19 protein-coding genes and 2 pseudogenes are annotated in these 25,005 nt (G+C 64.8%); 4 read left to right on the top strand and 17 right to left on the bottom strand.

The features are described from left to right. Nucleotides 1-54: 54 nt before the first annotated feature. Nucleotides 55-369: a DUF6634 family protein gene (locus tag ASF53_RS21260; protein WP_056203413.1), complete on the top strand. Its 315-nt coding sequence runs from the start codon at nucleotides 55-57 to the stop codon at nucleotides 367-369. 539 nt (nucleotides 370-908) lie between these two features. Next, nucleotides 909-1,727 carry a GIY-YIG nuclease family protein gene (locus ASF53_RS25970; protein ID WP_156635719.1) on the top strand — a complete coding sequence of 273 codons (819 nt, stop codon included), beginning with the start codon at nucleotides 909-911 and terminating at the stop codon, nucleotides 1,725-1,727. 601 nt (nucleotides 1,728-2,328) lie between these two features. On the opposite strand, the gene ASF53_RS25975 is transcribed toward ASF53_RS25970, so the two are convergent. Then, nucleotides 2,329-3,069 carry a hypothetical protein gene (locus ASF53_RS25975; RefSeq protein WP_156635722.1) on the bottom strand — a complete coding sequence of 247 codons (741 nt, stop codon included), beginning with the start codon at nucleotides 3,067-3,069 and terminating at the stop codon, nucleotides 2,329-2,331. Between the two features lie 101 nt (nucleotides 3,070-3,170). Here ASF53_RS25975 and ASF53_RS21270 point away from each other — a divergent pair, with 101 nt between their 5' ends. Continuing rightward, nucleotides 3,171-3,581 carry a class I tRNA ligase family protein gene (locus tag ASF53_RS21270; RefSeq protein ID WP_082482891.1) on the top strand — a complete coding sequence of 137 codons (411 nt, stop codon included), beginning with the start codon at nucleotides 3,171-3,173 and terminating at the stop codon, nucleotides 3,579-3,581. 306 nt (nucleotides 3,582-3,887) lie between these two features. On the opposite strand, the gene ASF53_RS25980 is transcribed toward ASF53_RS21270, so the two are convergent. The 9 genes from ASF53_RS25980 to ASF53_RS21315 all read right to left on the bottom strand — a co-directional run bounded on the left by ASF53_RS25980 (nucleotide 3,888) and on the right by ASF53_RS21315 (nucleotide 14,436). Further along, nucleotides 3,888-4,025, bottom strand: coding sequence for a hypothetical protein (locus tag ASF53_RS25980; protein ID WP_162242244.1), 138 nt, complete (start codon nucleotides 4,023-4,025; stop codon nucleotides 3,888-3,890). Between the two features lie 40 nt (nucleotides 4,026-4,065). After that, a complete protein-coding gene (locus ASF53_RS21275) occupies nucleotides 4,066-4,245 on the bottom strand; it encodes a hypothetical protein (protein ID WP_056203420.1) in 180 nt (59 codons plus the stop codon). A gap of 162 nt (nucleotides 4,246-4,407) precedes the next feature. Then, the gene (locus ASF53_RS21280) at nucleotides 4,408-5,502 is read right to left on the bottom strand and encodes a HigA family addiction module antitoxin (RefSeq protein WP_056203422.1); all 1,095 of its coding nucleotides are present in this window, start codon (nucleotides 5,500-5,502) and stop codon (nucleotides 4,408-4,410) included. A gap of 17 nt (nucleotides 5,503-5,519) precedes the next feature. Beyond that, a complete protein-coding gene (locus ASF53_RS21285) occupies nucleotides 5,520-5,858 on the bottom strand; it encodes a type II toxin-antitoxin system RelE/ParE family toxin (RefSeq protein ID WP_056203425.1) in 339 nt (112 codons plus the stop codon). 383 nt (nucleotides 5,859-6,241) lie between these two features. Continuing rightward, entirely contained in the window at nucleotides 6,242-6,757 is a 516-nt protein-coding gene (locus ASF53_RS25985) for a hypothetical protein (protein WP_156635726.1), read from the bottom strand. After that, the gene (locus ASF53_RS25990) at nucleotides 6,754-8,955 is read right to left on the bottom strand and encodes a hypothetical protein (protein WP_156635727.1); all 2,202 of its coding nucleotides are present in this window, start codon (nucleotides 8,953-8,955) and stop codon (nucleotides 6,754-6,756) included. The genes ASF53_RS25985 and ASF53_RS25990 overlap by 4 nt, the downstream gene beginning before the upstream one ends. Then, on the bottom strand, nucleotides 8,952-10,574 hold the full coding sequence (locus ASF53_RS21305) for a tyrosine-type recombinase/integrase (RefSeq protein WP_056203436.1): 1,623 nt from the start codon (nucleotides 10,572-10,574) through the stop codon (nucleotides 8,952-8,954). Before ASF53_RS21305 ends, ASF53_RS25990 begins: the two co-directional genes overlap by 4 nt. Further along, nucleotides 10,571-11,842, bottom strand: coding sequence for a tyrosine-type recombinase/integrase (locus tag ASF53_RS21310; RefSeq protein WP_056203438.1), 1,272 nt, complete (start codon nucleotides 11,840-11,842; stop codon nucleotides 10,571-10,573). The genes ASF53_RS21305 and ASF53_RS21310 overlap by 4 nt, the downstream gene beginning before the upstream one ends. Before the next feature lie 512 nt (nucleotides 11,843-12,354). Continuing rightward, nucleotides 12,355-14,436: a transketolase C-terminal domain-containing protein gene (locus ASF53_RS21315; RefSeq protein WP_056203440.1), complete on the bottom strand. Its 2,082-nt coding sequence runs from the start codon at nucleotides 14,434-14,436 to the stop codon at nucleotides 12,355-12,357. Nucleotides 14,437-14,575: 139 nt separating this feature from the next. Here ASF53_RS21315 and ASF53_RS25355 point away from each other — a divergent pair. Next, nucleotides 14,576-15,634, top strand: a pseudogene (locus ASF53_RS25355) (IS630 family transposase). A 71-nt stretch (nucleotides 15,635-15,705) separates the two neighbouring features. Here the strand turns inward: ASF53_RS25355 and ASF53_RS21330 are convergent. The 7 genes and pseudogenes from ASF53_RS21330 to ASF53_RS21355 form a co-directional block, all read right to left on the bottom strand. Next, complete coding sequence (locus ASF53_RS21330) at nucleotides 15,706-17,049, bottom strand: sigma-54-dependent transcriptional regulator (protein WP_056203449.1); 1,344 nt, start codon at nucleotides 17,047-17,049, stop codon at nucleotides 15,706-15,708. A gap of 6 nt (nucleotides 17,050-17,055) precedes the next feature. Next, nucleotides 17,056-18,891: a sensor histidine kinase gene (locus ASF53_RS21335; protein WP_082482893.1), complete on the bottom strand. Its 1,836-nt coding sequence runs from the start codon at nucleotides 18,889-18,891 to the stop codon at nucleotides 17,056-17,058. Between the two features lie 187 nt (nucleotides 18,892-19,078). Then, nucleotides 19,079-19,369: pseudogene (locus ASF53_RS27105) on the bottom strand (methyl-accepting chemotaxis protein); the annotation flags it as partial. 495 nt (nucleotides 19,370-19,864) lie between these two features. Continuing rightward, nucleotides 19,865-20,092 carry a DUF6894 family protein gene (locus tag ASF53_RS25995; protein WP_156635731.1) on the bottom strand — a complete coding sequence of 76 codons (228 nt, stop codon included), beginning with the start codon at nucleotides 20,090-20,092 and terminating at the stop codon, nucleotides 19,865-19,867. Nucleotides 20,093-20,270: 178 nt separating this feature from the next. Continuing rightward, the gene (locus tag ASF53_RS21345) at nucleotides 20,271-21,650 is read right to left on the bottom strand and encodes an aldehyde dehydrogenase family protein (RefSeq protein ID WP_056203459.1); all 1,380 of its coding nucleotides are present in this window, start codon (nucleotides 21,648-21,650) and stop codon (nucleotides 20,271-20,273) included. 117 nt (nucleotides 21,651-21,767) lie between these two features. Continuing rightward, nucleotides 21,768-23,426, bottom strand: a complete 1,659-nt coding sequence (locus ASF53_RS21350) for an acetolactate synthase large subunit (protein WP_056203899.1) — start codon at nucleotides 23,424-23,426, stop codon at nucleotides 21,768-21,770. 144 nt (nucleotides 23,427-23,570) lie between these two features. Beyond that, on the bottom strand, nucleotides 23,571-24,902 hold the full coding sequence (locus tag ASF53_RS21355) for an MFS family transporter (protein WP_056203462.1): 1,332 nt from the start codon (nucleotides 24,900-24,902) through the stop codon (nucleotides 23,571-23,573). Nucleotides 24,903-25,005 lie beyond the last annotated feature (103 nt).

Below are 25,005 nucleotides of genomic sequence, written 5' to 3' on the forward strand. Positions count from 1 at the left end.
AGCCATAGCGCATACCAGCTCACGTCCGATGGTGCCGCCGCGACGGAGTGATCGATGTTCATCCTGAACAGAGAACCAAGTCCCTCCCTCTGTCTCGCAACGGCCGCTCACAAATACCGTGCGCTCGCTGACGACCTGGACGCGATCGCGCGAGGCGAGCATCCGTCCGCCGATCGGCTGCGGGATGCTCCGACGCTCTCGGGATGGAGGATCGTCATCGCGCCGGTGCCGCATCTGCTCGGGGTCGTCTCGGGACATCCCGATATCGCCGAAGGGCGTATCTGCCGCACGAGTGCAGTCTTCGTCTGCGATGAGGAGAAGGGCTATGCGCGCACCTATTCCAGATACTATCGTCTCGGTCCGCGGTGAGCCCCGGAATACGTCCGGAGTTCGAACCGGGCCTCAGTACCCTATGCGGGAACTCCCCTTACGGAGTTCGTGTCCCGCAAAGCCCGACGGACCGCCAATTTTGCTAAAGTGTAATCGCCTAGCATTTCGGATCTCAGAGTGTTCGCCCCCTGTTTCAAGCCAAGCCGGTCACGGGCGGCAGTAAGCCGCGATCGGTGTCGCCCGTCCGGTGGCTTCTTCAATCGCACGCGTGAGGAAGGCCCACAGCGTACCCAGCCCGATGTTCAGATCGCGCTCGGACAATAGCTGGGCGCGCGTCTTCTCCGGCAGATCTCAGAGTATAACCATAGATACACCGCAGCACGAGCGAAGGCGTTGCTGTCTAAACGGTGGGATGCTCTTGATAGGTCCTCTGATGCCCTTCTATGCAGAAGGGTGCCCGTCACCGAAGACATAGATGCGGAGCTACAAGGTAGCGATTGGCGGGTGTGAATCCGATGATGGTCGGTGAGGGAGCAAGGCCGTTCCGAGGCCTACTCGAGGGAAGCCGGAACGACGGAGTGATCTCGTTCGAGTTCGTCGGTTCGGATGCAACTGTTTTCGCCTGTCCTATTTGGTCAATCGATACGATGCTGGAGCAGCCGGCTCTACTCGGACCTGGTGTCTATATCCTGATGGGTCTCGCAGCCGCCGACGCCAAGCCTCAAGTCATCGTCGGCGAGGGAGGCATGCTGCAGGAAAGGCTTGGCGCTCACGCCAACGACGATGAACTCGACTTCGTATCGGACGTAGTGGCCGTTACCGGGCCTCGCGTGATGAGCGAAACGATCCGCCTGATCCTGCAACGGCGGTTCGTCGACGAGATCGTACAGGTTGGGAGCGCGCGCATAGCGAATGGCCATGATGCGGACCGCTACACTCGCAACCTTCATGACGTTGCCGCAGCGGATCGCATCATGGAGGACATCCGCCCATTCCTTTGCATGGTTTTGCCGGGGCTGTTCAGTCTCCTGCCCCCTGTGAAGCGCCCCATCAGTATGCGATGCGCCGGGTTCCCACGCGGCGTCGATGCAGAAGGCACCTCGTGGAGCCGACATGAGATGAGATTTCGAGGAGCGTATGCTTTGGCATCCATGCGCGGAAGAGAGACGGTACTGCTTCCTGGCTCGCATATACTTAACGGGGGCGATAGACCACTATGGATAGCCCGCAGAAGGACCGAACTCCTGAATCTCGGCGTTTTACGGCCGATCGACGACGGGAGTCTACTTGTCGTCACCACAATGGTAAGCTTCGAAACGGCCTACGAGGCGGCAACGTTCGTTGCAGCCGGAGCGTCGGTGTCCGCCCGGCTTCTTTGGACGCCTCTAGATCCATGAGACCAACATCGCAGACTGCCATTCTGATCGCAGCTCATCAACTATTTCGAAAACTCGGAGCGGGCACACGCCCGACACAGAGTGAATTCGATGCCGCACCTTGCATGCTTGGTGGATGGGTGCCTGCCGGCTCTCCCTGCGTGATGCGCGGCTTTGTCTACGGCCACCCGGAGATCAAGGATGGCAGCCTGTACGATATGACGCCGGTGGTCATGGACTCGAAGCGTACCTGGGCGTGGTCAGGCTCGATGTTCTGGCGCCTGATCATGCGAAGATGACACATACGCGGTTTCCTGAAGCACTTGCGTGCGGCTGCGTCTGTGCGGGCCACAGGAAAGACCTCGTGCGGGCCCTTCAGAAGCGCATAGGACCCGAACTCGCACGTCGCTCCACGGAGGCAGCCGAAAGATCCGCGTTCGCGCAACAGCCTAGCTAAGACTTTCAACTCGCCCAATCGGCTCCGAAGTCCTTTGATCGGAACGCGGAGCGAACCAAGCGCAAGGCTGAAGAGCGTGAGAAGCACGAAATCGACGCGATGTAGCAGCGTGCCTGTTAGGCAAACGCTGCACCCGCACCAGTACAACCGCTAACGCGTGGCCGATCATTTCCACTCAGACAGCCTACTTTTCGCGTTTTCGGACATCACTGCACCAAGAAAATCGCTACACCGTTCATGGTCGATTTCGCGCTTCTGAGCCTTGATCAAGTGGACGGCTCGAGGTGCAACATAGACATCCTCGATCAGGATCAGCCCAATGCCATGCTTGGAACACTCATCCATCACACGCGACTCTTGCGCAGGGTTATCTTTTCGCCAAGTTGCATGGTCAACAGGAAATACTGCATAAGCCTTAGTTGCCGCAGATGCATGCGACAGAGCCTCGAAGACCGCAATCACGTTGCAGCTATCAGGTCGTTTAATTTCAAAAGTTACGACGTCGAATTCACGGCCGATGGTCCACGGATATTTTTTATGAGAGATCAGCGTGAGGTCGGGACGCGTCCAAGGACCAACGATCTTCGAGTCTTTCCGAGAGGTGTTTTCGATGAAAAACTCATTGTCATGAAAATTTTCATCTTGCCAAAGCCTTTTCAACCCCGCCTCAGCTGCAGGATAAAAAGCATCCTCGGCAATGATAAAATCCTTTTTTACATTATACCAATTGCCTTCTGACCATATTAGGATCTTTTTTTCGCAACCGTGCTCGAGGGCATCAACTAGTTCTTTAGGATCCCTGCCCAATAGGCGGCTTATTTTTGTCTTCGTTAGCGACGCCCCATTCGAAGAAATCGTTTTTACAATCTGGTCGAGCAAATATAACGCTTCCAAAGCAACACTCATCAGAAATCCTCTTGAATCCCGTAAGCCGACCGGTGCACGGACGCACCTCTTCCGGCCCTCCGCGAAAGATTTTTATCTGAAGAAACGTAACGCTAGAGTTTATAGAGGAGGATGAGGGTTGGCAGGCGTGGTGGGGCGAGGCCGCATCCGACACGCGGTACGTCCAGTTTCCGGGAAAGGACAACGTGCCCTTCCACAGGGTGCGATTCCCCGCGAGGTTGATCGGGTCGGGCGAGCCCTCGCACACCGCCGACGTGATCGCGGGCTTCCACTGGCTGACCTTCAAGAGCAACAAACTCTCAACCAGCCAGGGGCGCGGGATCGACTGCGACGCCGCGCTCACGGCGCTCCCAGCCGATCTCTGGCGATGCAGGCTGGTCACCAACGCACCCCAGAGCAGCGACACTAACTTCCGAAGTGCCCGCTTCGTGGCGGAGGTGAACAGGGATCTTGCCGACGTGTTCGGCCAATCAGGCGCGCTTCAACTCTCTAGCAAGCTGCTGCAGAAGTAACGTTTGTCCAGCTGCAAAGAAATCTTGTCATTTGGGCGGGCATGTCTGGTCGGCGGATTGCCGCTTGATCGCTCCAGCCGCGGTCAGGGAGGGTCTGTGCCGGGATCAGGCCGCATGTGGTGCTAGCAGTCTGGGTGCGATCTAGATGTTGGTGTTTTTGTTCCGTGTTAGCCGGCAACTGACGTTCTTCGCGCCTGACTTCGGCATCGAGCCCTTTGAAAGGCCGCGGCCGACCCCGTCGAGGCACAGGAAGCCCTGGGAGCACATAAGCACAGGGATGAGGGGTCGAAGGGGCCGCCGCTGTTCCTAAACCAGCCCCGGGTTCGCCTCCGCCCAGACCAGCCGAACGGTCGTTCGGCTCACTTCGGCCTTCAGGGAGGTTAGGTCGCGCAACGCCTGCGCCATCCCGTAGAGGGCTGCCTTGCCCCATCCGTGGACCTGCATCTCCAGGGAAGCTTCCTTGCACCCTGCCATCTCGGCGGCCTCATTGACGATCCGCCCCAGGTTGGTATCCCGCGAAATCGGCCCCGGCATCCCGGCCGTAAAGCTTCACCGCGCGGAACAGGTCGTAGATGCCCGAGCTTCGATGCCGCTGCATGAAGCGGTTCTCCAGCGCCTTCACGTAGGCGCCTTGGACCTTGGCCTTGATCTCCTGCGGCGTCATGAACCCCCCCCGAACGTGTGGCCATTCGGCGAACGGTCGCCGAACACCGCGCCAGACTTCCCGACGCCGTATCGCTGGGCGGTACCTCGCCATTTACGTGTACACCACGGACCCGCACCATCGACGATCCGAAGCCTTGGCCGCGCGGGCGGGTCGCATCAGTCAGGCCGGCGCAACCTCGTCCGCCCATGCGAAGCGCACCTTCAAGTCGTTGAGGTGATTGAAGGGTACGGCGCGACGATGCTGCAGCATGCCGACCACGATGCCCGGATGCAGGCCGACCTCCTCGGCGAAGGCGGTAACCTCCTGCCTGGTCGAGGGACATGTCGTGGCAAAGGACTCGATCCGCTCCCGACCGACCAGCACCTCCTCGGCCCAGGCGTCGGCCTCGGCCTCCACCCCGTCGCCCTCGCCGTTCTGGTCGTCGACGAAATTCTTCCCGCGATGCAGGACGATGTGCGCGGCCTCGTGGAAGAAGGTCCACCAGAAATGGTCGTTGCTCTTCATGCGCAGCGACATCTGGATCAGCGGCCGCTCTTCGTTCATCCACCGCGCCGAACCGAAGACGCAGGTCTTGCTCAAGGGCTTCTGGAAAACCAGGGCGACGCCTGCCGAGTGGCAAAGCTCCAGCATGCGCGGCTCGAAGACGTCTGGACTGTGCACCGTCAGCGACCGGATCTCGGTGCAACTCCGCAGGAACCGTTCGCCGTCGTAGGCCGGAAGCTCGCGCTGTCGGGCCTGCTCCTCGCCGAGCATCAGCCAGCAGTACATGTGGTGCGGGGAAGCCGTCGCGGAACGCGCCCGGCGATGATGAACCGCCAGCGACCCGATCCTTGCATCGTAGGCCTGCGCGGTACCGATGCCGAGCATCGTCAGCATCTCGCCGAACAGGCTGCCGATGTCGCGCGTGTCGGGCAGCCGACCGCATGCCTTCAACTCTTTCACCGGGAACTGCTTCAGCCAGTCGGCCTGCCGCTTGGCGCTCTCCCGCTCCCGCTCTCGGGCCTGGAACAGGTCCCATTCCGCCTGAAGCCCCGTCCAGATGTAGGCCTTCAAGCCGAGGACGTGCTCAAGCCGAAGGGCCGTCTCCGGCGTGACCGGGTTCGTGCCGTTGATGATCGTGCTGACGAGCTTCGGCGTGAGGCCGGCCAGGCGCGCGAACTCGGCCTGCGACCAGCCGCGCTCCTCGATGTACTCGGCAAGGTGCTCGCCGGGGTGCGTCGCCCATTGCGGGACGAAGGCTTCCTTCCTCGTCATGTCCACGCCTCCAACGCTCACTTCCCGTGGTAGTCCACGACCTCGACGATCTCGACCGCTGTGACGCTCGCCACGTCGACGCCGCCGTCCGGCAGGGACGGGACCGGGTCGTGGTCGGGCACGAAGACGATGCGCCAGTTGTCCTTGATGGTGACGGAGAACTGGCCCTTCCGGTCACCCGTCAGCATGTGCCGGTAGTCCGGCGAGCCGGTCGGGACGTCCGACAGGCTTTTCGCTTGCCTCAGCACACCCAGCCGGAGCCGGATGTGCCGCGCGCGGTCACCGAAGGCCTTGGCCATCTCCTTCGGGTCGGTAAGCTGCTTGCACAGCCGCTTACCCCTGACGGTGAGATCCATAGGCCAAAACCGTTACCTGCAAGGTAATGTTCTCCGATTCATTACCCAATGGGTAACATGGTCGCAACGCCGGCGCCATGGCCTACGTTCCGTACCCCCTACCGATGAACAGCCTTGTTCGCACCCGTTTTGGTCTCTGGCGGCGACTGAGGCGAGAGGCCGTGGCCGGAACCTGGAGACAGCATTCGGCAGCGTGAGCGTCGCGACGTAAAGGAGGTCGCTGGAGACGCGCCAGATCTCGTCGCGCTCGGCCGTGCGCACCGCAACTTGGGCTTCGAGTTCCACGTTTTGAGAACGCAGCATGACCTCGGCTTGCCGCTGATCGGTCACGTCCTAGCAAAGCCGGTGGCGGCGCGCATGCATGCGCATCGGCGAACGCAGTATCATCGCCGGGGCAGGTAGCGGATGGGTTGATCGAGATCTTCTTCGGTCAGCATCGTTCGTCGAACAGTATTTGACATCCATCTGGTCAGGCGGCATCTGAGGTTGTCGATCTCGGTTTCGAGACCTGCGACCCTGACCTTTGCCTCGGCGATGATCCTGTCACGCTCCGTGAGCTGGGCTTGTAGCGAAGCTACCGTTGTTAGATCCTCGGCCGGTCGAAGCCGAAGGCGGCTTCGGTCGGAATCGATCTTCTTGGTATTCCGAGCTTCGTATGCAGCGACGATAGCCGGCTTCTTACTCAACGTCTGGCGGCTGTACGCCGTGCCGGTCTCACGCCGTGCGATCGCGCCGACGACCTCCCACGTCATGCGCCTTACCCGGCTGGCCGCGACGCCTGCCGCGATCCGCTCGACCTGCTCCTGGCCCAGATGCGGAACAGGAACGTAGACATGTTCGCGCCTTGGTCGGCGTCCCCGCTTGAGCGACGGATAGATAGGTTTTAACCCTCTCTTCATGCCGATGGCCCCGCAGCCGGATCGAAGAGCGTTCCGGAGGCGGCGGAAACAACTTGGATCAAGGTGCCGCTGGGCAGCGAGGAATCGTCGTGAATGGCGATGGTCTGCTGCAACGCCACGATCATCCTGCGGTGGTGGCGGGTATGGTTTGACATGTGGCCAGCCGATCCAGTGTCGCCTTCGGCAGCTGCGACCAGTGCCTGATGCGATCTCAGAGCCGCCTGTGCCGCCGAGCGCTGAGCAGAATCGCCCTTCAGGATGAAGTTGTGCGGGCATGCTCCACACGCAGCATGATTCTGGCAGGGCAGAATTGACCAGTCATGCAGACACAGACCAATGTCCGTCGAAACGAGCGTCGATATCGCGGCCTCGCGGAGTTCGGCACGCTCGATTTCAGGAGCATCGTCTATCGTCTGGGCTAAGGCGCCCATGAAGGCGCCTTCTCCCAATCTCCGTTGTAACTCCGCGCGCATCTCCTCGGTCGTGAGATGGATGTACGATCGATTGGCTGCGAGCCTTTCCCGACCGAGAAGCCCGTTCAAAACGAGGTAGCCACCGCCCCCTTTGATGATCGCCGTCGAGATGTCATGCCGAAACTGATGGGTCAGGATTCGCACCGGCATACCGCGGTCCGTCATCTCCGTGCCATCCGGATGTCGGGGGCGAAGCCGCTCGAACACGCTCTCGACGCCAGCGAGTCTCCTCGAGCGCTCAGGTGCCGCACCGTCCGGTCCTACTCGGCTTCCCCGACGTGCAAGTATCCCCGCTTCGACTTTGGGGGCATTCCGTCCGCATAGAAAATCCTGAACCTGGAATATCGACAGCAGTTCGACGGCGTACGGTTTGGGTTGGCGGCCAAGGCCTGTCCAGCAACTATGCCGGAGCATGATGCAGAGGTGTTCGTGGAGTGCGATGCTGCTGCCAGGGAGAGGTTTGTCCTGAAGCCGCAAGATGGCTGCATCAATATCAACGAGCTTCGCGAAGTCCCGTCGCCCCTTCCTGACTACCGGGATGCCGTTGTCGCTGAGCCATTTCCCACCCTGCCTGTCTTTGATCCGTAGCGGCGCGCAAATTTCCACGGCAGGAACAAGTGTATCCGAGGGGAGGTCGCGCCATGCTTCAGGGCGAGGCGCGCGTCCGGTCTCGGCGATGTAACGAGCAACCTCGCGCGCAGGCTCGGATATACGTCGGATCTCACAGATCGCATCCATCACGACGGGTACACCTGCAGCCGGTATCCTCTTCGTATGGTGGCGTTTCTCCTTGGAAAGGCGATAGTGCACCCATACCTCCGTGGGCGCCGGATCGACTTCGACCTGTTTTGCGGTCCTGGGATCGGGGCCGTCGAGGAACGTGCAGTCGGCCCCCATCGCCAGGATCTCGCCGATGCGCCATCCTCCGACGGCCATCAGTTCGACGACGGCCATGCGTAGGCGGTCTCCGTCACTGCCATCCCGGCGGATCATGCGGCGGACCTCGAAGAGCGCATCCCAGACGTCGGCGCTGATCGTCGCCCCGCGGAGTTTGTGCCCTTTTCCTTGATCCGCCTCCGTTCCTCCGGCGGAATCCTGAGAATCCGCACCGTCGGCGGCGAGGTCGCGCAGTTCTTCGACCATGTTCAGCCGATCGGTCGGCGGACGCACGATGGCTTCGACCTTCACAGGTCGCTCGACGATGCATGCCTGGTTGATCCACCTCGCGATCTGTCCGAGATTCTGCTGATACTGGTATTTCGATGCCTCCGAAATTCCTCTCATGCCAAGGATCGCTTTGCGGAAATGCCGAGTCTCGAGTTCGGTCGGCCGATGACCGACATCCTCGGCTGCGTCGTGGAGATGGCGTAGTGCGCTCATCAGATTGTGGTATTTCGAAGCGCCGGATCGGCTTCGACGTTCGCGCAGCACCACGATCGCCTTCGCGAATTCCCGGAACGGGGAGGTCAACAGCGGGCGTTGCAATGCGGCCTTCGGCCCACCTTCGCCAAGGCGACGGAAGTGGATCCGAGCCTCCCCGTGTATCGACCACACATCGGCATCGAAGTCGAAGTCCGCGCCGAAGACCCGAAGTCGTCGCGCTTCGGCCACGAGGCCAAGGAGGTTTTCCTCCGTTTGGCCTGCGCGCGGTTTGAAGCGGCCGAGCTCGAGGTCTGAGGTGCCTCGTACCGGCGCCGGACGCCCGTGAGAGTTCCAACGGCTCATGGAGATGCGGCCTCTTCCGTCGCTCGAGTGGCCGCGACTTCGTTTAGAAGATTGCGGATGGCGCGGGCCGCATCGGCATGAAGCCCGACAAGCCGACCTGTCGCTCCCGCCGCGCGCAGACGGTCGGCACGCGCATCGATGGCGGCGAGGACCCCGTCGTGCGGCGCGTGGAGCCAGGGACGGAAGTACCGGCAGGTATAGCAGGACACGGGGGGTGCGAGCCGACACTCTTCTTTCGAACCGCACGTGCCGACTGCCTCGATTCCGCGATCTCCCAGATCGGCATAAATGCGATCCGCGGCGGAGCCTCCTGCCGCGGCCTCGTCGCGGTGAAGCCGGCCCAGGAAGCCGTCGACCAGCCCGTTCATGTATTCGGCTAGGGCGGCATCCGTCCGCTCCTGCAGAACGCGCGCATTGTCCACGTAGATCGCGACCGTATTCAAACTGGAGTGGTCGAGACCTTCAGCGATTGCGAATGCCGGTACGCCCAGCAGAGCGAGGTTCGTCGCGAAGGTATGCCTCAGGCGGCGAGGCCTGACGTGCAGGAGCGCCCCTGTCCGCGGCGAAACTACCTTGAGCTTCGCGGCGGCTGATCGAACGAGTTCTGAAAACCCGGTCGACGTGAGATGCATAGTATACGCCTTGTTGTCGCCTTTTGAAAGCTGCTCGTTTGCGGACGGAGCTAGGAAGAGCGGCATGGCCCAGCTCGCACGGCGCATCGCCTCCGCTTCGCCTCTCTTTCGATTGCAATCCACGAGCTCTGCAACGAGACGCCCGACTACGGGCTCCAGCCGTCGCAGCTTGGAGGACTTGCGGGCATACTCGTCCTCCTGCTTCTTCTGCCGCGGAATGCGGAGGAAGTACGCCTCGGGAGCATGGGCAGGTCCCAGGCGCACGAGGTCGGACGATCTCAGAAGAGCGAGCGGACCGGCATTCGTACCCAGCGACAGACAGAGCCACAGAGCGACCCGCTCCCGCAGATCGAGCATCGCCGATTTGATCGTGTGGGAGAGCGCCGCCACGAGGGCCTGCAGTTCGACGTCGATCAGCGGTCCCTCGTAGGGATCGAAACGTAGAACCGCGAGCATCTCGCGTTTGTGGCGGCCCAGCGCGATCGCGTCGAGTTCCGCCGCGACTCTGCGGTCGAAGCCGCGGCGGGGTGGATGAATCGCGTCATCCATCCTCGCCGCCCATCTGTAGAAATAGCGCCAGCGGGTGATGCGGACCCGGTCAACGCCGCCGTCAATCATTTCGAGCACGATGTCCGTCCCGAGATGCGCGTCAGGGTCGCCGGCCATTGTTGCCATTGCAAGGGCGAAGGCGGCAGTGCCAGCGGCACACCGGATTGCTTGGAACTCTCCGTCGGCACTCGCGTACGAGCGCTCCTCAATCCGCAGGCGGACGAACTCCTTCGCTGCTTCCAGGATGGGGCCGGCGGGAATGCAGGTTGCGATCCAGTCGAGCCGGCGTATGCAAGCAGGATCTTCGAGGATCCAGACGTCTCCGGTCAGATCGTGTCTGGCGCCATCCCGTGCGTGGATGACGACATCGTTCTTCCAAGGAAGCTCGTCCCACGCATCACCGCTAGGCGTGGGGTTTCCGTCGTAGTTCATCGTCATTCGTGGTCGGCGTCCAGCAGCGATACGAGATCCTTCTGGAAGATCGCAGCGAAGTCGTCGGCTGCCTCACGAACTGCCCGTTGGGCGTAGGCCTCGGCCTGCCGCGACCCGGGGCGCCAACCCGCGGCATAGTTGATGACGTCGAGCACGAACGGATCCTGCGGGCCCTTGGCGCGCAGCCTCGACCAGAGGTGATCCATCCAGCTGTGGCGGAGACGATGGGCGGTCACATGCCCGGCTTCGGGGGGCAGTTCGTCGCGCAGTTGGCGGAAGATCTTGTCGGCACCGCCGAGGGTCAGTGGTCTCGGCCGCCGGTCAGCCTCGTTCCGAGGGATGGCGGCGAGGAACAGGAAAGGCGAGGCCTGTGCATCGCCGAAGCGGTCTCCATCGACGCGATGGACATCGCGCCAATCGAGGAGCGCCATCGCGGCGACATGGGGGAGGGTGAGCGTCCGCTCGAGTGTCTTCGCCTGTGGGCGGCGCCTGCGTGGATCCTGGTGATCGTCCGGTCGACGCCGGACGCGGATTCTCACTTGGTCGCCTTCGACGAGGACGTCGCCGAGTTTGAGGCCCAGCGCCTCCCCGATGCGCAGGCCGGTCGAGGCAAGAAGGAGAATGAGAGCGAAGTTGCGATGCCGCACGTCCTGGCGGAAGGCGCTGCGGCCGGCAGGAAGGGGAGGGGTCGTGGGTAGGATCGCGGCGAGGAGCAGCTTCTGCTGGTCGAGGCTCAGGCCCTCGCGGCGGACCTCGCGGGCACGCACACGGTGCCGCTCGAGACGCTCGGCGAAATCGACGAGGACGTGCACGATCGAGCGCCGCCGCACGGGATCGGGAAAGACGATGCGGGACAAGGTGTCGTCGAGCCAGCGCAGGTAGCTCGCGGCCACGCAGATGCGCTGGTTGAGGACGGGCTGGGACACGATGTCGGGCAGGAGTCGGATGGGTTCCTCACCGACCTCCCTGCGTCCCGCCGCAACGAGACGGTCTCGCTTGGCGATGGCATGGCGGCGCTGGCGCGATCCGGTAGGCGTGAGCCGACGCAGGTGGTCCCGCAGGTCCCGGGCTTCGCGGTCCTCGAACGGCTTCTGCATGCCCAACCGCTCCGTGCAGTCGATACCGCGCAGCGCGAACCAGTCCTCGAGGATGCAGGAAACGGCGGCGTAGGCGCCGAGGGTACCGGCCTGCAGGTCTTTCTCGCGCAAGTCGAGGTCGATCCAGAGCCAGGGCATGAGCGCAGGCACGCCGTCCGGTCTGAGGACGACGGGCATGTGCTCCCCGTTCTCGAGAAGGATGTCTGCACGCCGGTGTCTGGTGCGGCCGGGGAGGGGGGGAGTGGGTCTGTCGGGGATCGTCTGCATCGGGCGCGGCCTCCGTAGGCCATCCGATGGTGCAGCAATCTGCCGGGATCGCAAAAAGCCGAAAGGGGGCGGAATACCCGCCCCCAAACCCTTGTCGGTGCTGAACTATCAGCCTATCTTGGCGCAACCACAGGGAGATTCCCTGGGCGGCTCTACATCTTTTTTCACGCCTGTCGGTGTGAATGCCTGATAAGATACTAATAATGAATGAGAATTTCACCCGACCCTGTTAGTGCCAATTGCACCTCATACTGCACAGGCCAGCCCCAGCATTCCTCAACGCATCCTTCGCGATGGCTCGAAGGAAGCTGCCTTCACCTCCAAGCAGGCCGAGCCTGATCCAGGCGCTCGGTGAGGCCGCGGTGGATTGCTGGACTCCGGTACGTTCCGCATGCCCCGGCCTCCGGAAGACCTTCCTAGGCTCAGAACCTGACGAGCGCGTCGATCCGGCGGCGGATGTGCGCGACCGAGGGCAGCGTAGCGTCGAACAGGGCGGGATGGTGCGGGCTCGGGATGTCAGGCATGGCAACCCGCGCGATCGGTGCGTCGAGGTCTAGGAAGGCCTCGTCCGCGACGACGGCGGCGATCTCCGCCCCGAAGCCGGCGGTTTTCAGATCCTCGTGTACGATCAGGCAGCGCCGCGTGCGACGCACCGAGGCCAGCACTGCCTCCCGGTCCCATGGCATCAGCGTACGTAGGTCGATCACGTCGGCCGATTGATCCCGAGCGGCCTCCTCGCACCTCGGTACCATCGCGCCCCAGGTGACGATCGTGATGGCGTCGCCCGACACCGTCGTCCGCGCCCGGCCGAAGGGGAGCGCGTAGTCGTCGCCCGGATAGGGGCGCCGAGCCCAGGCCATGTTCAGCATCGCGCGATGTTCGAAGAACAGCACCGGATCGTTGCCGCGCAGCGCCGTCCTAAGCAGGCCAACGGCGTCGTCGGCGTTGGACGGCACCGCGACCTTCCAGCCAGGATTGTGGACGAACGCCACCTCGTTGGTCTGGCTGTGCCAGGGATCCCCGCACTTGAGGAAGCCACCCGGCACGCGCAGCACCATGGGCGCCGCGAAGCGGTTGTTCGTCCGCCATCGCATGGTGCCACAATCGTTAATCTGCTCCGTCGCGGGCTCGGCGTATTTGCGGAACTGGATCTCCGGCACCGGCATCAGTCCGGCGAGAGCCATGCCGACTGCGCGGCCGACGATGCCCTCCTCCGAAAGACTGGTATCGAACACCCGCCCGACGCCAAATTCCTCCTGAAGGCCGAGGGTCACCGCGTGGACGCCACCCTTGGGGCCGACGTCCTCGCCGAAAAGGACCACGCGGGGATTGATACCAAGCTCGTGATCGAGTGTGCGGCGGATCGCAGTGACCATGTTGATCCGCGGCCCCTCGGGGCGCGGGACATCCGTCGTAGGAGGTGGCATGTAGCCCTTGGTCCATTGGCCGCCTCCGATCTGGAGCGCACCCTCCTCGAAGAAGACGTTGCGCAGGATGGTCCCGGGATCGGCCGCGCCGCGCGCTTCGGCCCGCTCGCGAGCCGCCTCAGCCTCCGCTTTTGCGCGGTCCTGCGTCGCAGTCCACTCCTCCTCCTTGAGGAGCGCTGGAACGAGGTAGGACCTGAGCTTAGGGAGCGGATCACGTGCCCATTCCAAGGCAACAGTTTCGGGTGCTTTGTAAGTCTGATTGTCATGGAAGCTGTGGCCTTGGAGCCGCGGCACCTTGAGCCGCAGCAGCGCGGGCGCACGCTTGTCGCGGACATGCGTGACCGCTCGATCAATCAGAAGGGCTGCTTCGGCCGGGTCCGTTCCGTCGCCCGCAAAGATGGCGAGACCCGGCCAGCTCTTCAGGTTGGCTGCGATGTCTCCGCCCGGGGTCTGGAAGCGCGAAGGCACCGAAATTCCGAAGCCGTTGTCCTCGATATAGAACAGCATCGGCAGTGCTTGCGTGGTAGCAATCGTTAGCGCCGCCCAAAAGCCATTGCTCGCAACAGAGCCATCGCCACCGAGCGCCACCGCAATCCCTCTCTCGTAAGCGGGATCCCTGAGTACAGTGCGATGATACTCGATTGCCTGCGCCCACCCCGCGGCCGGGGTGTACTGGGCACCGACCCCGCCGCACATAGGCAGCGCCGAGGCGCCCCTACAGTTCGGATAGTTGAAAACCACACCGATGTCGCGGCCATCCGAGTAGCCGCCTGCGAGCCCCATCGCCGAACCAAGCGCATCCGCCACATCGACGCCTAGCGACAGCAAGAGCGGGCGAGAGCGATAATATCCGCAAATCGCATCCACAGGGTCACTGAGCTGACAGCCGAGCAGGATCTGCGCCATGTCATGCCCGCGAGCGGAGAACTGATAGAAAATCTTCTTCTCGGGAACGAGGCATGTCTCCTCCAGCGTGTCGATGGCGCGTGATAGCGCAACGAGATAGGCGACACGCGACCAGTCGATCGTCGGATCGAGGGAATTCCAGACGTCGGGTTTCTGAGCGGACGAGTCCATAGTGCTCTCCAGTCGGCCTGGCAGCGACGGAAACGAAGGCGCGCGAGACGATGAGCATCAGTATGAAACGAAGCGCCGGCTAGTGCATTGACGCTGACGGAGGATTCACGGGCGCACGGCGATGTGCGAGTCTGTGCGAATGGCTCAGACTGTCTGTGTGCTCCTCGATGAGGCGACCAAGGCGCGGCTGACTGGGATCTCCGGCGACCGCGCGCGTCCGCTCAAGCATATTCTTCGCGCCCGGATCGTGTTGCTGTCAGGCGAGCGCCTTACGGTGCAGGAGATCGCGCGGCAGGCTGGTGTGAGCCGTCCTGCGGTCTGGCGTTGGCAGCAGCGCTACGGCGAGGAAGGCGTGGAAGGGCTGCTGCACGACAAGACCCGGCCGCCCGGCAAGGAACCGCTGCCCACCGGGACCGTCGCCGAGGTGCTGGCCCTGACCTGCTCCGAGCCGCCCGGCGAGGTTACCCACTGGACCGGACGCGCCGTGGCCGAGGCGACCGGCATCGCGCTGCGCTCGGTGCAACGGATCTGGCAGGCCAACCGCCTCCAGCCGCACCGGACCCGCACCTTCAAGCGCTCGAACGACCCGGCCTTTGCTGAGAAGGTCGAGGACGTGGTCGGCCTCTACATGGACCCACCGGCCCATGCGGTGGTGCTCTCACTCGACGAGAAAAGCCAGATCTAGGCCCTGGAGCGCACGCGCCCCGATCTGCCGCTCGCCCCCGGGCATCCGGCCGCCCAGACCCACGACTACACCCGACACGGCACCACGACGCTGTTTGCCGCTCTCGACGTCCTCCACGGCACCGTGATCGGACGCTGCATGCAGCGCCACCGTCACAGCGAATTCATCCGTTTCCTCAACGCCGTCGAGGCCGCCGTGCCGGCCGGCAAGGTGATCCACGCGATCCTCGACAACTACGCCACTCACAAGCACCCGAAGGTGCGCGCTTGGCTGGCGCGACATCCGCGCTGGACCTTCCACTTCACGCCGACCTCGGCCTCCTGGCTCAACGCGGTCGAGGGCTTCTTCTCCGCCCTGACGCGACGACGCCTGCGGCGCGGCACCTTCACCGGCGTCGTCGATCTTCAAGCCGCCATCAAGCGCTACATCGCCGAGCACAACGACCGCGCCCGGCCCTTCACATGGACAAAGCCAGCCGCCCAGATCGTCAGCGCCGTCCGCAGACTTCCGTGAACTATCCGATTGCGTCAGTGCACTAGAGCGACGGGAGGATGTCAAAGACAGGAAACCGGTCGCTTCTGCCCTCATGGCGCAAAGTCACTCCGATTGAGGCCGTAACGCTGCATCTTCTCGTTCAGGGTGCGGCGGGGCAGGTCGAGCAGGCGCATCGCCTCGGCGACGCTGCCTTGAGCCTGCTGCAGGGCTTGGCGGATCAGATCGCGCTCGAACGCTTCGACGCGGGCCGCGAGCGACTGCGTGCCGTCCGCGCCGGGCTCCGGGGCGGCGGCGAGGCGCTCGAGGCCGAAGGCGTGGCGCTCGGCGGCGTTGCGCAATTCGCGCACGTTGCCGGGCCAAGCATGATCCAGGAGTTCTTGGACCAAGCGGGCGCTCAAGGGGCGCATCGCCCGCCCGTGCGCCTCAGCGGCGCGGTTCGCGAAATGCTCGAACAGCAGCGGGATGTCCTCGCGCCGCTCGCGCAGCGGCGGGATGCGCAGCTCCGCGACGCCGAGGCGGTAGTAGAGGTCGGCACGGAACCGCCCGGCCTCCGCCTCGGCGCGAAGGTCGACCTTGCTGGCGCAGACCGTGCGCAGGTCGGCGGGGACGGCCGCGTTCGAGCCGAGACGCTCCAGACTGCGCTCCTGCAACACGCGCAGGATCTTCACTTGGCCCGAGAGCGGCATCGCCTCGATCTCGTCGAGGAAGAGCGTGCCGCGGTGGGCGTATTCGAGCTTGCCGACCCGGCGCTTGACTGCCCCGGTGAAGGCGCCGGCCTCGTAGCCGAACAGCTCGCTCTCCACCATCGTGTCGGGGATGGCGCCGCAATTGACCGCGACGAAGCGGGCGTCGCGCCGCCCAGAGAAGGCGTGCAGGCACTGCGCCACCAGTTCCTTGCCCGAGCCGGTCTCGCCGTTGACGACAACGTTGACCGGGGTCGCGGCGAGATCGAGCACCTCGCGCCGCAGGGTCTCCATCGCCCGCGACGTGCCGACCAGGCGGCTCTCGATGCCGGGGGCGTCGGCGACCGCGTGGAGGCGGCGCAGGCGTAAGGTCAGGTGGCGCTTCTCGCAGGCCCGGCCGATGGCGCCGACGAGGCGCTCGGGCTCGAACGGCTTCTCGATGAAGTCGTAGGCGCCGTGCCGCATCGCCTCCACCGCCATCGCCACGTCGCCGTGGCCGGTGACGAGGAGGACCGGAAGGTCGGGGTCGCGCCGAAGCGCCTGTTCGAGCACGTCGAAACCATTCTTGCGCGGCATGCGCATGTCGGTGACGAGGATGCCGGGGAAACGCTCGTCGATCCGTCCGAGCGCCGCATCCGGGTCCTCGAAGGTCGTGGCGTCGTAGTCGGCCAGCGTCAGCCACTGGTGCAGCGCCTCCCGCACGGTCTCGTCGTCGTCGATGAACAGCACTTGGTTGGGGAGCGATGCCATCGCGCGTTAGGCCTCCACCGCAGGCAGGACGAGGGTGAGCACCGCGCCGTCAGTGCCGTTGCCGGCGGTGAGGCTGCCGCCGAAGTCGCGCACGATCAGCGCCGACAGCGAAAGGCCGAGCCCGAGGCCTTCGCCGGCCGCCTTCGTGGTGAAGAACGGATCGAACAGGTGCGGCATGTGCTCCTCGGAGATTCCGCTTCCGCTGTCGGCGACGCGGAGGCGCCAGGAAGAACTCTCCTCGCGCGAGGCCGTCAGGTCGAGCCGGCGCTCGGGGGTGTCGCGCATGGCGTCGAGGGCGTTGACCATCAGGTTCAAAATCACCTGCTCTAGGCGGATCGGCTCGGCCCGGACCGTGGCCTCGGGCGGGATCGTGCAGGTGACCTGAACCGATTCGGCGCGGATGCGGGAGGCGAGCAGATCGAGCGCCGCCGCCGCCGCGGTGCCGAGCCGCACCGGCTCCCAGTGCTCCGGTCCGGTCTTGCGGGCGAAAACTTTGAGATGGCGGATGATCTCGGCGATGCGCTGCGTCACCTCGGTCATGCGCTTGAGGTTCCGGCCGACGGTCGCGGTGTCGCCGCGCTCCAGGAAGATGGAGGAACTGGACAGGAAGGTGCGAAGTGCTGCCAGCGGCTGGTTGATTTCGTGGTTGATCGCCGTGGAGATCTGGCCGAGCGCGGCGAGGCGACCGGCATGGATCAGTTCGTCCTGCGTCGCCCGCAGGGCGGCGGTGGCGCGCTCCCGCTCGGCGATCTCATCGCGTAGGCGTGCATTGGCGGTACTGAGATCGGCAGTTCGCTCCGCCACACGGCGCTCCAGGGTGAGGCGCATGGCCTGCTCGCTGCGCAGCCGCTGCCGCCTCTGGCTCGCCGCCGCGAGGGCGAAAGCGAGCGCAAGGCTCGAGATGCCGGCGGCGAGCGCCGCAAGCAGGGCCTGCCGCAACGCGGCGTCGGTCTCGGCGATGTACCAGAGCGTCCAGCCGAGATCCGGCATCGCGGTCCGCTCGACGACCCCCGAGATGGTTCGCTCGCCCTCGGGGAGTTCGATCGTGCCCCCGTCGGCTTGTTCCGAGAGCAGGGGCCGCAGATCGCTATCGCCGTACTGACGCGCCTCTCGGATGCGGGCCGTGTCGGCCTCCGTCAGGGGACGGAACGGGCGGTACTTCCAGGCGGGCTCGCTGGCCAGGAAGACGACGCCCGAGGCGTCGGAGACGAGAACGTACTCGCCGGCCTGCCGCCACTCCCGCTGCAGCCCTTCGAGATCGACCTTGACCACCACGATCCCGGCGATGCCGCCGCCCGGCATCGGGACCGCCTTGCCGATGAACAGGCCGGGCCGGTTCGTGGTGGTGCCGACGCCGAAGTAGCGCGAGGCGCCCGTCGCGACCGCCTCGGTGAAATACGGCCGGTAGGCGTAGGAGGTCCCCACGAAGCTGAGTTCCTCGTTCCAGTTGCTGGCGCTGCGGGTCAGCCCGTCGCGGTCGAGCAGGTAGATGGCGGCGACGCCCGAAGCGCGGGCGATGGTCTCGAACTTCGTGTTGACGGCGGCGACCCGGACGGGATCGTCGACCGCATCGAGGAGGATGCGGACCTCGGTGTCGAGGGCGAGGACGCCGGGAAGGTACCGGTATCGCTCCACGGCCGAGCGCAGCACCGCCTCGCCGATGACGAGGCGCTGGCGCGCGGCGCGCCGCACCTGCTCGTGGCCGGCATCCAGGGTGAAGCCGAAGATCGCCAGCGTGACGATGGGCGTGAGCACGGCCAGCGTCCACCGCCACGTCGCCGAGGCGGCGTGGTGGCGGGTGATCCGTCGAATGGCCCGGATTGCGAGGCGCGGTATTCTCATCAGAAGTCGAGGCGGTTCTGGACGCGAAGCCGGACCGGGACGGATGGCGGTGATCGCAGCGGATCATCCGCGCCGGACAAGCCTTTGTCATCCGCTCCGGCCGCCGTGCCGCCGCCGCGGACGGGCGATCCGCACCCATGGGCCCGGCGCAACGCCCGGACCCGGCCGCACGGACAGGCCAGGTGCATCACGCGGCGCGCACGGCCGCAAGGAAGCGTCCCACCTCGCTAGTGAGGTGCACGGACTGGCGCGACAGTTCGGAGGAGGATGCCAGCACCTGGGCCGATGCTGCGGCGGTCGCTTCGGCTGCCCCCGCCACGCACGTGATGGTGGCGGTCACCTCCTCGGTGCCGGATGCCGCCTGGGCGACGTTGCGCACGATCCCCTGTGTCGCCGCCCCCTGTTCCTCGACCGCCGCGGCAATCGAGGCGGCGACGTCCGCGATCTCCCGGATTCGCGCACCGATGCCGTCGATCGCGTCCCTCTGCTCCTCTGGCGAGGCGATGAGCGCCCGGTACGCCTCGATCTTGGCATCTCGATCGCGGCGGAACTCCACCACCTTAGCCGCGCTCTCGGCCTTTGCGGCCTCGTTCTCGGCCGTCATGTAGCGGAACTGCCAGGGCCGCGTGCGGATGACGAGGGTGTTGATGACGTTCGCCTCGTTCATCGAGGGGATGGCGTTGTCGAGCAGCTCGGCCGTCCGCTGCGCCGTGCTGTCGAGCTTCATCTGCGTCAGGCCGCCCTGACCGAGACACAGCAAAAGCATGACTGGAAACAGGACTGTCAGGATGCGCTTGATTGTCATTGGTCTTTTTCAATGCTTGCCCGGCTGCGGCATCATGAGTTTCAGACATGGTTGATGATGTATAAAAATCCATTAAACAGGTTCCGGCATGGGCGCCTGCATTTTCGTCTGTAGCGACCCAATGGCACTGCTCCGGATGCTATAGGTTCTACTCCTGTGCTGTCATTTCTATGAGGCAGTGATTTTCAGACTGGAGGTGTAGACTTGCGATCCTAATAAATCACGCACCTGGACCGTGAAAGTTTGGCGATTGTCGTCCGTCAGGTTGTGTGTTGCCATTTCACACAAGGCCCGTTTTGCGAGCTTTTTCACTTCGAACAAACTCGCGCATTCGATACCGTCATCATCCTGCACGAGTAGATCCATAGAGATTGTGTTGAAGAAATACAGCGCCATGACTTCTCTCCGATTCAGGTGTTATTATTGCGTATATTTGATTCTACGAGATGCAACGGTCGGTATTTTTGGTGTCAATCGCCTTCTTCATGAAGCCCCGCTGTCCGGGGCTCCGATTGATCCATGGCGTTTGAATGTTCGGACGTTTCGTCGATGAAGCAGGGCCGGTGGTCCGGGATCAGGGCCTGCGTAGGACGATCATCTTTTCCTGCGTCATGTCGCGCATGGTGTAGGGGATGCCGCCGACGCCGTAGCCCGAGCTGCGCCGTCCAGCGAACGGCATCCAGTCGGTGCGGAACGCGGTCGTGTCGTTGATCATCACCGCCGAGGCATCGAGCCGCTCGGCGGCGCGCAGGGCGACGCCGACATCCTGCGCGAACACGCTAGCCTGGAAGGCGAAGGGCAGCGCGTTCGCCGTCGCGATGGCCGTGTCGAGGTCGTCGTAGCGGTACAGGCAGGTCACGGGCCCGAACACCTCCTCGCGCGAGACCCGCGCCTCGTTCGAGGGCGCGCGCAGCACCGCCGGGCTCAGCGTCGTCTCGGACAGGCGCGCGCCGCCGGTCAGCCCTGCGCCACCGCTGACCGCCTCGTCGATCCAGACCCGGACCCGGTCGGCCTCCCGCGGCTGGATCAGCGGGCCGACTTCCGTCTCCGGCAGGAGCGGGTCGCCGGTGCGCAGTTCCGCGACGCGGGCGAGGAAGCGCTCGGTGAAGGCCGCCTCGATCTCGGCATGGACGAAGATGCGCTGCGTCGACACGCAGACCTGACCGGCATGGTAGTAGCCGCCCTTCACCAGCGGCGCGACGATCGCGTCGAGGTCGGCGCTGCGATCGACGATGGCCGGGGCGACGCCGCCATGCTCCAGTGCCGAGCGCGTGCCCGGCGCAAGCCGGCTGTGCAGGTGCCAGCCGACGCGGCCCGAGCCGATGAAGCTGACGAAGGCGACGCGGGGATCGGTCGCCAGCGCCTCGGCGAGATCGTTCGTCGCCGGCAGGAAGGTCTGGCACCAAGCTTCGGGCAGGCCGGCTTCGTGGACGAGCCGCACGAAGTCGAAGCAGGAGAGCGGCGTCGCAGAGGCCGGCTTGACGATCACCGGGCAACCCGCCGCGATGGCCGGTGCGACCTGATGGACGATCAGGTTGAGCGGGTGGTTGAAGGCCGAGATTGCCGCGACGACGCCGATCGGCTCGCGGGTGGTGAAGGCCCAGCGCCCGTCGCTCGCCGGCGTGAGCCCCATCGGGATCTCGCGGCCGGAGAGGTCGCGCAGGGCCTCCGCCGCGTTGCGCACACCATCGACGGCGCGATCCACCTCGATTTGCGCGTCGGTGAGCGGCTTGCCGCCCTCGCGGGCGATCTGGCGGCTGAAATGGTCGCGCCGCTCGGCGATGCGGCGGGCGACCTCTTGGAGGATCGCGATCCGGACATGGGTCTTGGGCCGCGCGTCGCGGTCACGGAAGGCGCGCTCGGCGGCGGCGAGCTTGCGCTCCAGGGCCGCGGCGTCGTCGGTGGGCAACTCGGCGAAGGGCGTTCGGTCGTAGGCCTGGACAATCTGCAGCACGGGCAGCCTCCTGGCTCCGCCGCCCCGGTCGGGGCATGGAGCTGGCTCGAGGATTCGGGGTTTTTCGCGCCGGAGCGACGGCGATGGGACGCGGCCGCTCCGGTGCGGGCGCCGCGCTTACTCTGCGGCTTCGAGCACCAGATCCCTGACCTTGGTGCGCAGCTCATCGACGAGGACGCGGGTGTTTTCCGAATAGTCGATCGGCACCGCCACGAGGTGGACGCCGCCGGCCCGGAACGCCCGCTCCAGGGTCGGCACCAGATCGGAGACCGCCTCGACCCGGTGGCCGGTGGCACCGTAGGACTCGGCGTATTTCACGAAGTCCGGGTTGTTGAAGGTCATCCCGTAATCCTGGAACGCGTCCACCGCCTGCTTCCAGCGGATCATGCCGTAGGCCGAGTCGTCGAGGACCAGCACCACGAGGTTGAGGCGCAGGCGCACCGCGGTCTCCATCTCCTGGCTGTTCATCATGAAGCCGCCGTCGCCGCACACCGCCATGACGCGGCGCTCGGGGTGCAGCATTGCGGCCATCATCGCCGAGGGCAGCCCCGCCCCCATCGTGGCAAGCGCGTTGTCGAGCAGCAGCGTATTGGCGACGTAGGTGCGGTAGTTCCGGGCGAACCAGATCTTGTACATCCCGTTGTCGAGGCAGACGATGCCGTCCCCCGGGATGACGCTGCGCACGTCGCGCACGAGGCGCTGCGGCGTGACGGGGAAACGGTCTTCGTCGTTGCGGTCGGCGATGCGCGTCAGGATGTGCTCGCGCAAGGGGAGCAGCGCGCCCGCGTTCGGCAGGCCGTCCTCCAGCCGGTCGGCGATCAGCTTCAGGGTCGGCCCGAGATCGCCCACCACCTCGGCGTCGGGATAGTACACCTCCTCGACGTTGGCGGGCGTGTAGCTGATGTGCAGCACCTTCTGGCCGCGCTGGCCCATGAAGAAGGGCGGCTTCTCGACCGTGTCGTGGCCGATGGCGATGATCAGGTCGGCCGCATCGATCGCCTCGTGGACGTAGTCGCGCTCGGACAGGGCGGCGGTGCCCATGTAGAGGCGGGTGCCGTGGGCGACCGTGCCCTTGCCCATCTGCGTGGTGAAGAACGGGATGCCGGTGCGCTGCACGAAGCCGCCGAGGTCGCTCGTGGAACGCGGGCGGCTCGCCGCCGCGCCGAGCATGATCAGCGGGCGCTCGGCCGCCTGGATCATCCGGGCGGCGCGCTCGATCGAGGTCGGGTGGGCGACCGGGATGTCGATCGGATGGCTCGGCACCGTGTAGGCCTCGGCCTCGGCGGCGGCGATGTCCTCGGGCAGCTCCAGCAGGACCGGACCGGGACGCTCCTCGGCGGCGACACGGAAGGCGTCGCGCACGATGGTCGGGATCGACGAGGCGGAGACGATCTGCCGGGCCATCTTGGTGATCGGCTTCATCGAGGCGATCACGTCGACGATCTGGAACCGGGCTTGGCGAGCTTTGAGGATGCCCTTCTGGCCGGTGATGATGATCATCGGCATCGCGCCGAGATGCGCGTAGGCGGCCCCCGTCGAGAAGTTGAGCGCGCCCGGGCCCAACGTCGCGAGGCAGACGCCGGGCTTGCCGGTCAGCCGGCCGTAGGTCGCCGCCATGAAGGCCGCGGCTTGCTCGTGGCGGGTCAGGATCAGCTCGATCTTCGAGGTGCGCAGGCTCTCGACGATGTCGAGGTTCTCCTCGCCGGGAATGCCGAAGATGCGCTCGACGCCTTCGTTCTCGAGCGCCTGAATCAGTAGGTCGGATCCCTTGGGCACGATGCCCTCCTGTCGGTTGGTTCGGTTCAAGCCGGTCGCGCGCGTCCGGCCGCCGGGCGGGCGATGCCGCGCCGGCCGAGTTGGGTTCGAGGTGTGAGGGGAAGAAGCGTCCCGGACGGGGCCCGCCCGTCGGGAGGGCACGGTTCAGCCGCGCATCCGGCCGTTGCCGTCGAGGTAGCCGTACTTGCGGGTGTCGGGCATCCACAGCGAGGCCGCGAAGGCGACCGCGGCCATGGCGGCGACGTAGTAGAAGAACAGGCTCTCGTTGCCGTAGGACTTGAACGAGAGCGCCACGTATTCCGCCGTGCCGCCGAACATCGCGTTGGCGATGGCGTAGGGCAGCCCGACGCCGAGCGCGCGCACCTCAGCGGGGAACAGTTCGGCTTTCACCACGCCGCTGATCGAGGTGTAGAAGGTCGCGATGATCAGGCCGACCATGATCAGGCCGAAGGCGGCGTAGGGGCTCGTGACCAGCGACAGAGCCGACAGCAGCGGCACGGCGCCGACCGTCGCGATCCCGCTGAACAGGATCATGTTGTTGCGCCGGCCGATCCGGTCGGAGAGCAAACCGAATAGCGGCTGGAGCACCATGAACGCGATCAGCGCCAGGGTCATCACGGTCGAGACCGATTTGAGGTCGAGTTTGACCGTGTTGACCAGGAACTTCTGCATGTAAGTCGTCATGGTATAGAAGTAGAGCGAGCCGCCCATGGTGAAGGCGAGCGTGATCAGCAGCGCGCGCTTATGCTGCATCAGGGCGCGCAGCGAACCGGCCTCCTCGCGCTGCATCGTCTCGGTCGAGACGGATTCCTCTAGCGAGCCGCGCAGCATCATCGCGACGATGGCGGCGGCGGCGCCGATCAGGAACGGGATGCGCCAGCCCCAGGCCCGCATCTCCTCGCCGGTCAGCATGTGCTGGAGCGCGAACACGACGAGCACGGCGAGCAGCTGGCCGCCGATAAGGGTAACGTACTGGAACGAGGACAGGAAGCCGCGCCGGCCTTTTCCCGCGATCTCGCTCATATAGGTCGCCGCCGTGCCGTACTCGCCGCCGACTGAGAGACCTTGGGCGAGGCGCGCCACGAGGAGCAGGATGGGGGCCAGCACGCCGATCGACTCGTAGGTCGGAAGCAAGCCGATCATCAGCGAGCCGGCGCACATCAGGAGAACCGAGAACACCATCGAGGACTTGCGGCCGCGCCGATCCGCGATCCGTCCGAAGATCCAGCCGCCGAGCGGGCGCATGAAGAAGCCGACGGCGAAGATGCCGGCCGTCGCGAGCAATTGCCCGGTCGGGCTGCTCGACGGGAAGAAGGCGGAGGCGAAGTAGATCGAGGTGAAGGCGTAGGCGTAGAAGTCGTACCACTCGACGAGATTGCCGGACGAGGCGGCGACGATGGCCTTGATCTTCTGGCGGTCCGAGGCCTCGGCGCGCACGGGGACATCCCCGATTGCTGCGGGTACAGCCGTGTTCATGGGCGTTCTCCCTGTTTTAAGTCCTGGCCTCACCGAGATGCGGCCGTCCTCGCCCCGCTCCGCCGACCTGGGCCTTCGGCCTCTTCATCGTCGGCATCGACGG

The sequence above is a fragment of the Methylobacterium sp. Leaf123 genome (assembly GCF_001423405.1).
GTDB lineage: Bacteria > Pseudomonadota > Alphaproteobacteria > Rhizobiales > Beijerinckiaceae > Methylobacterium.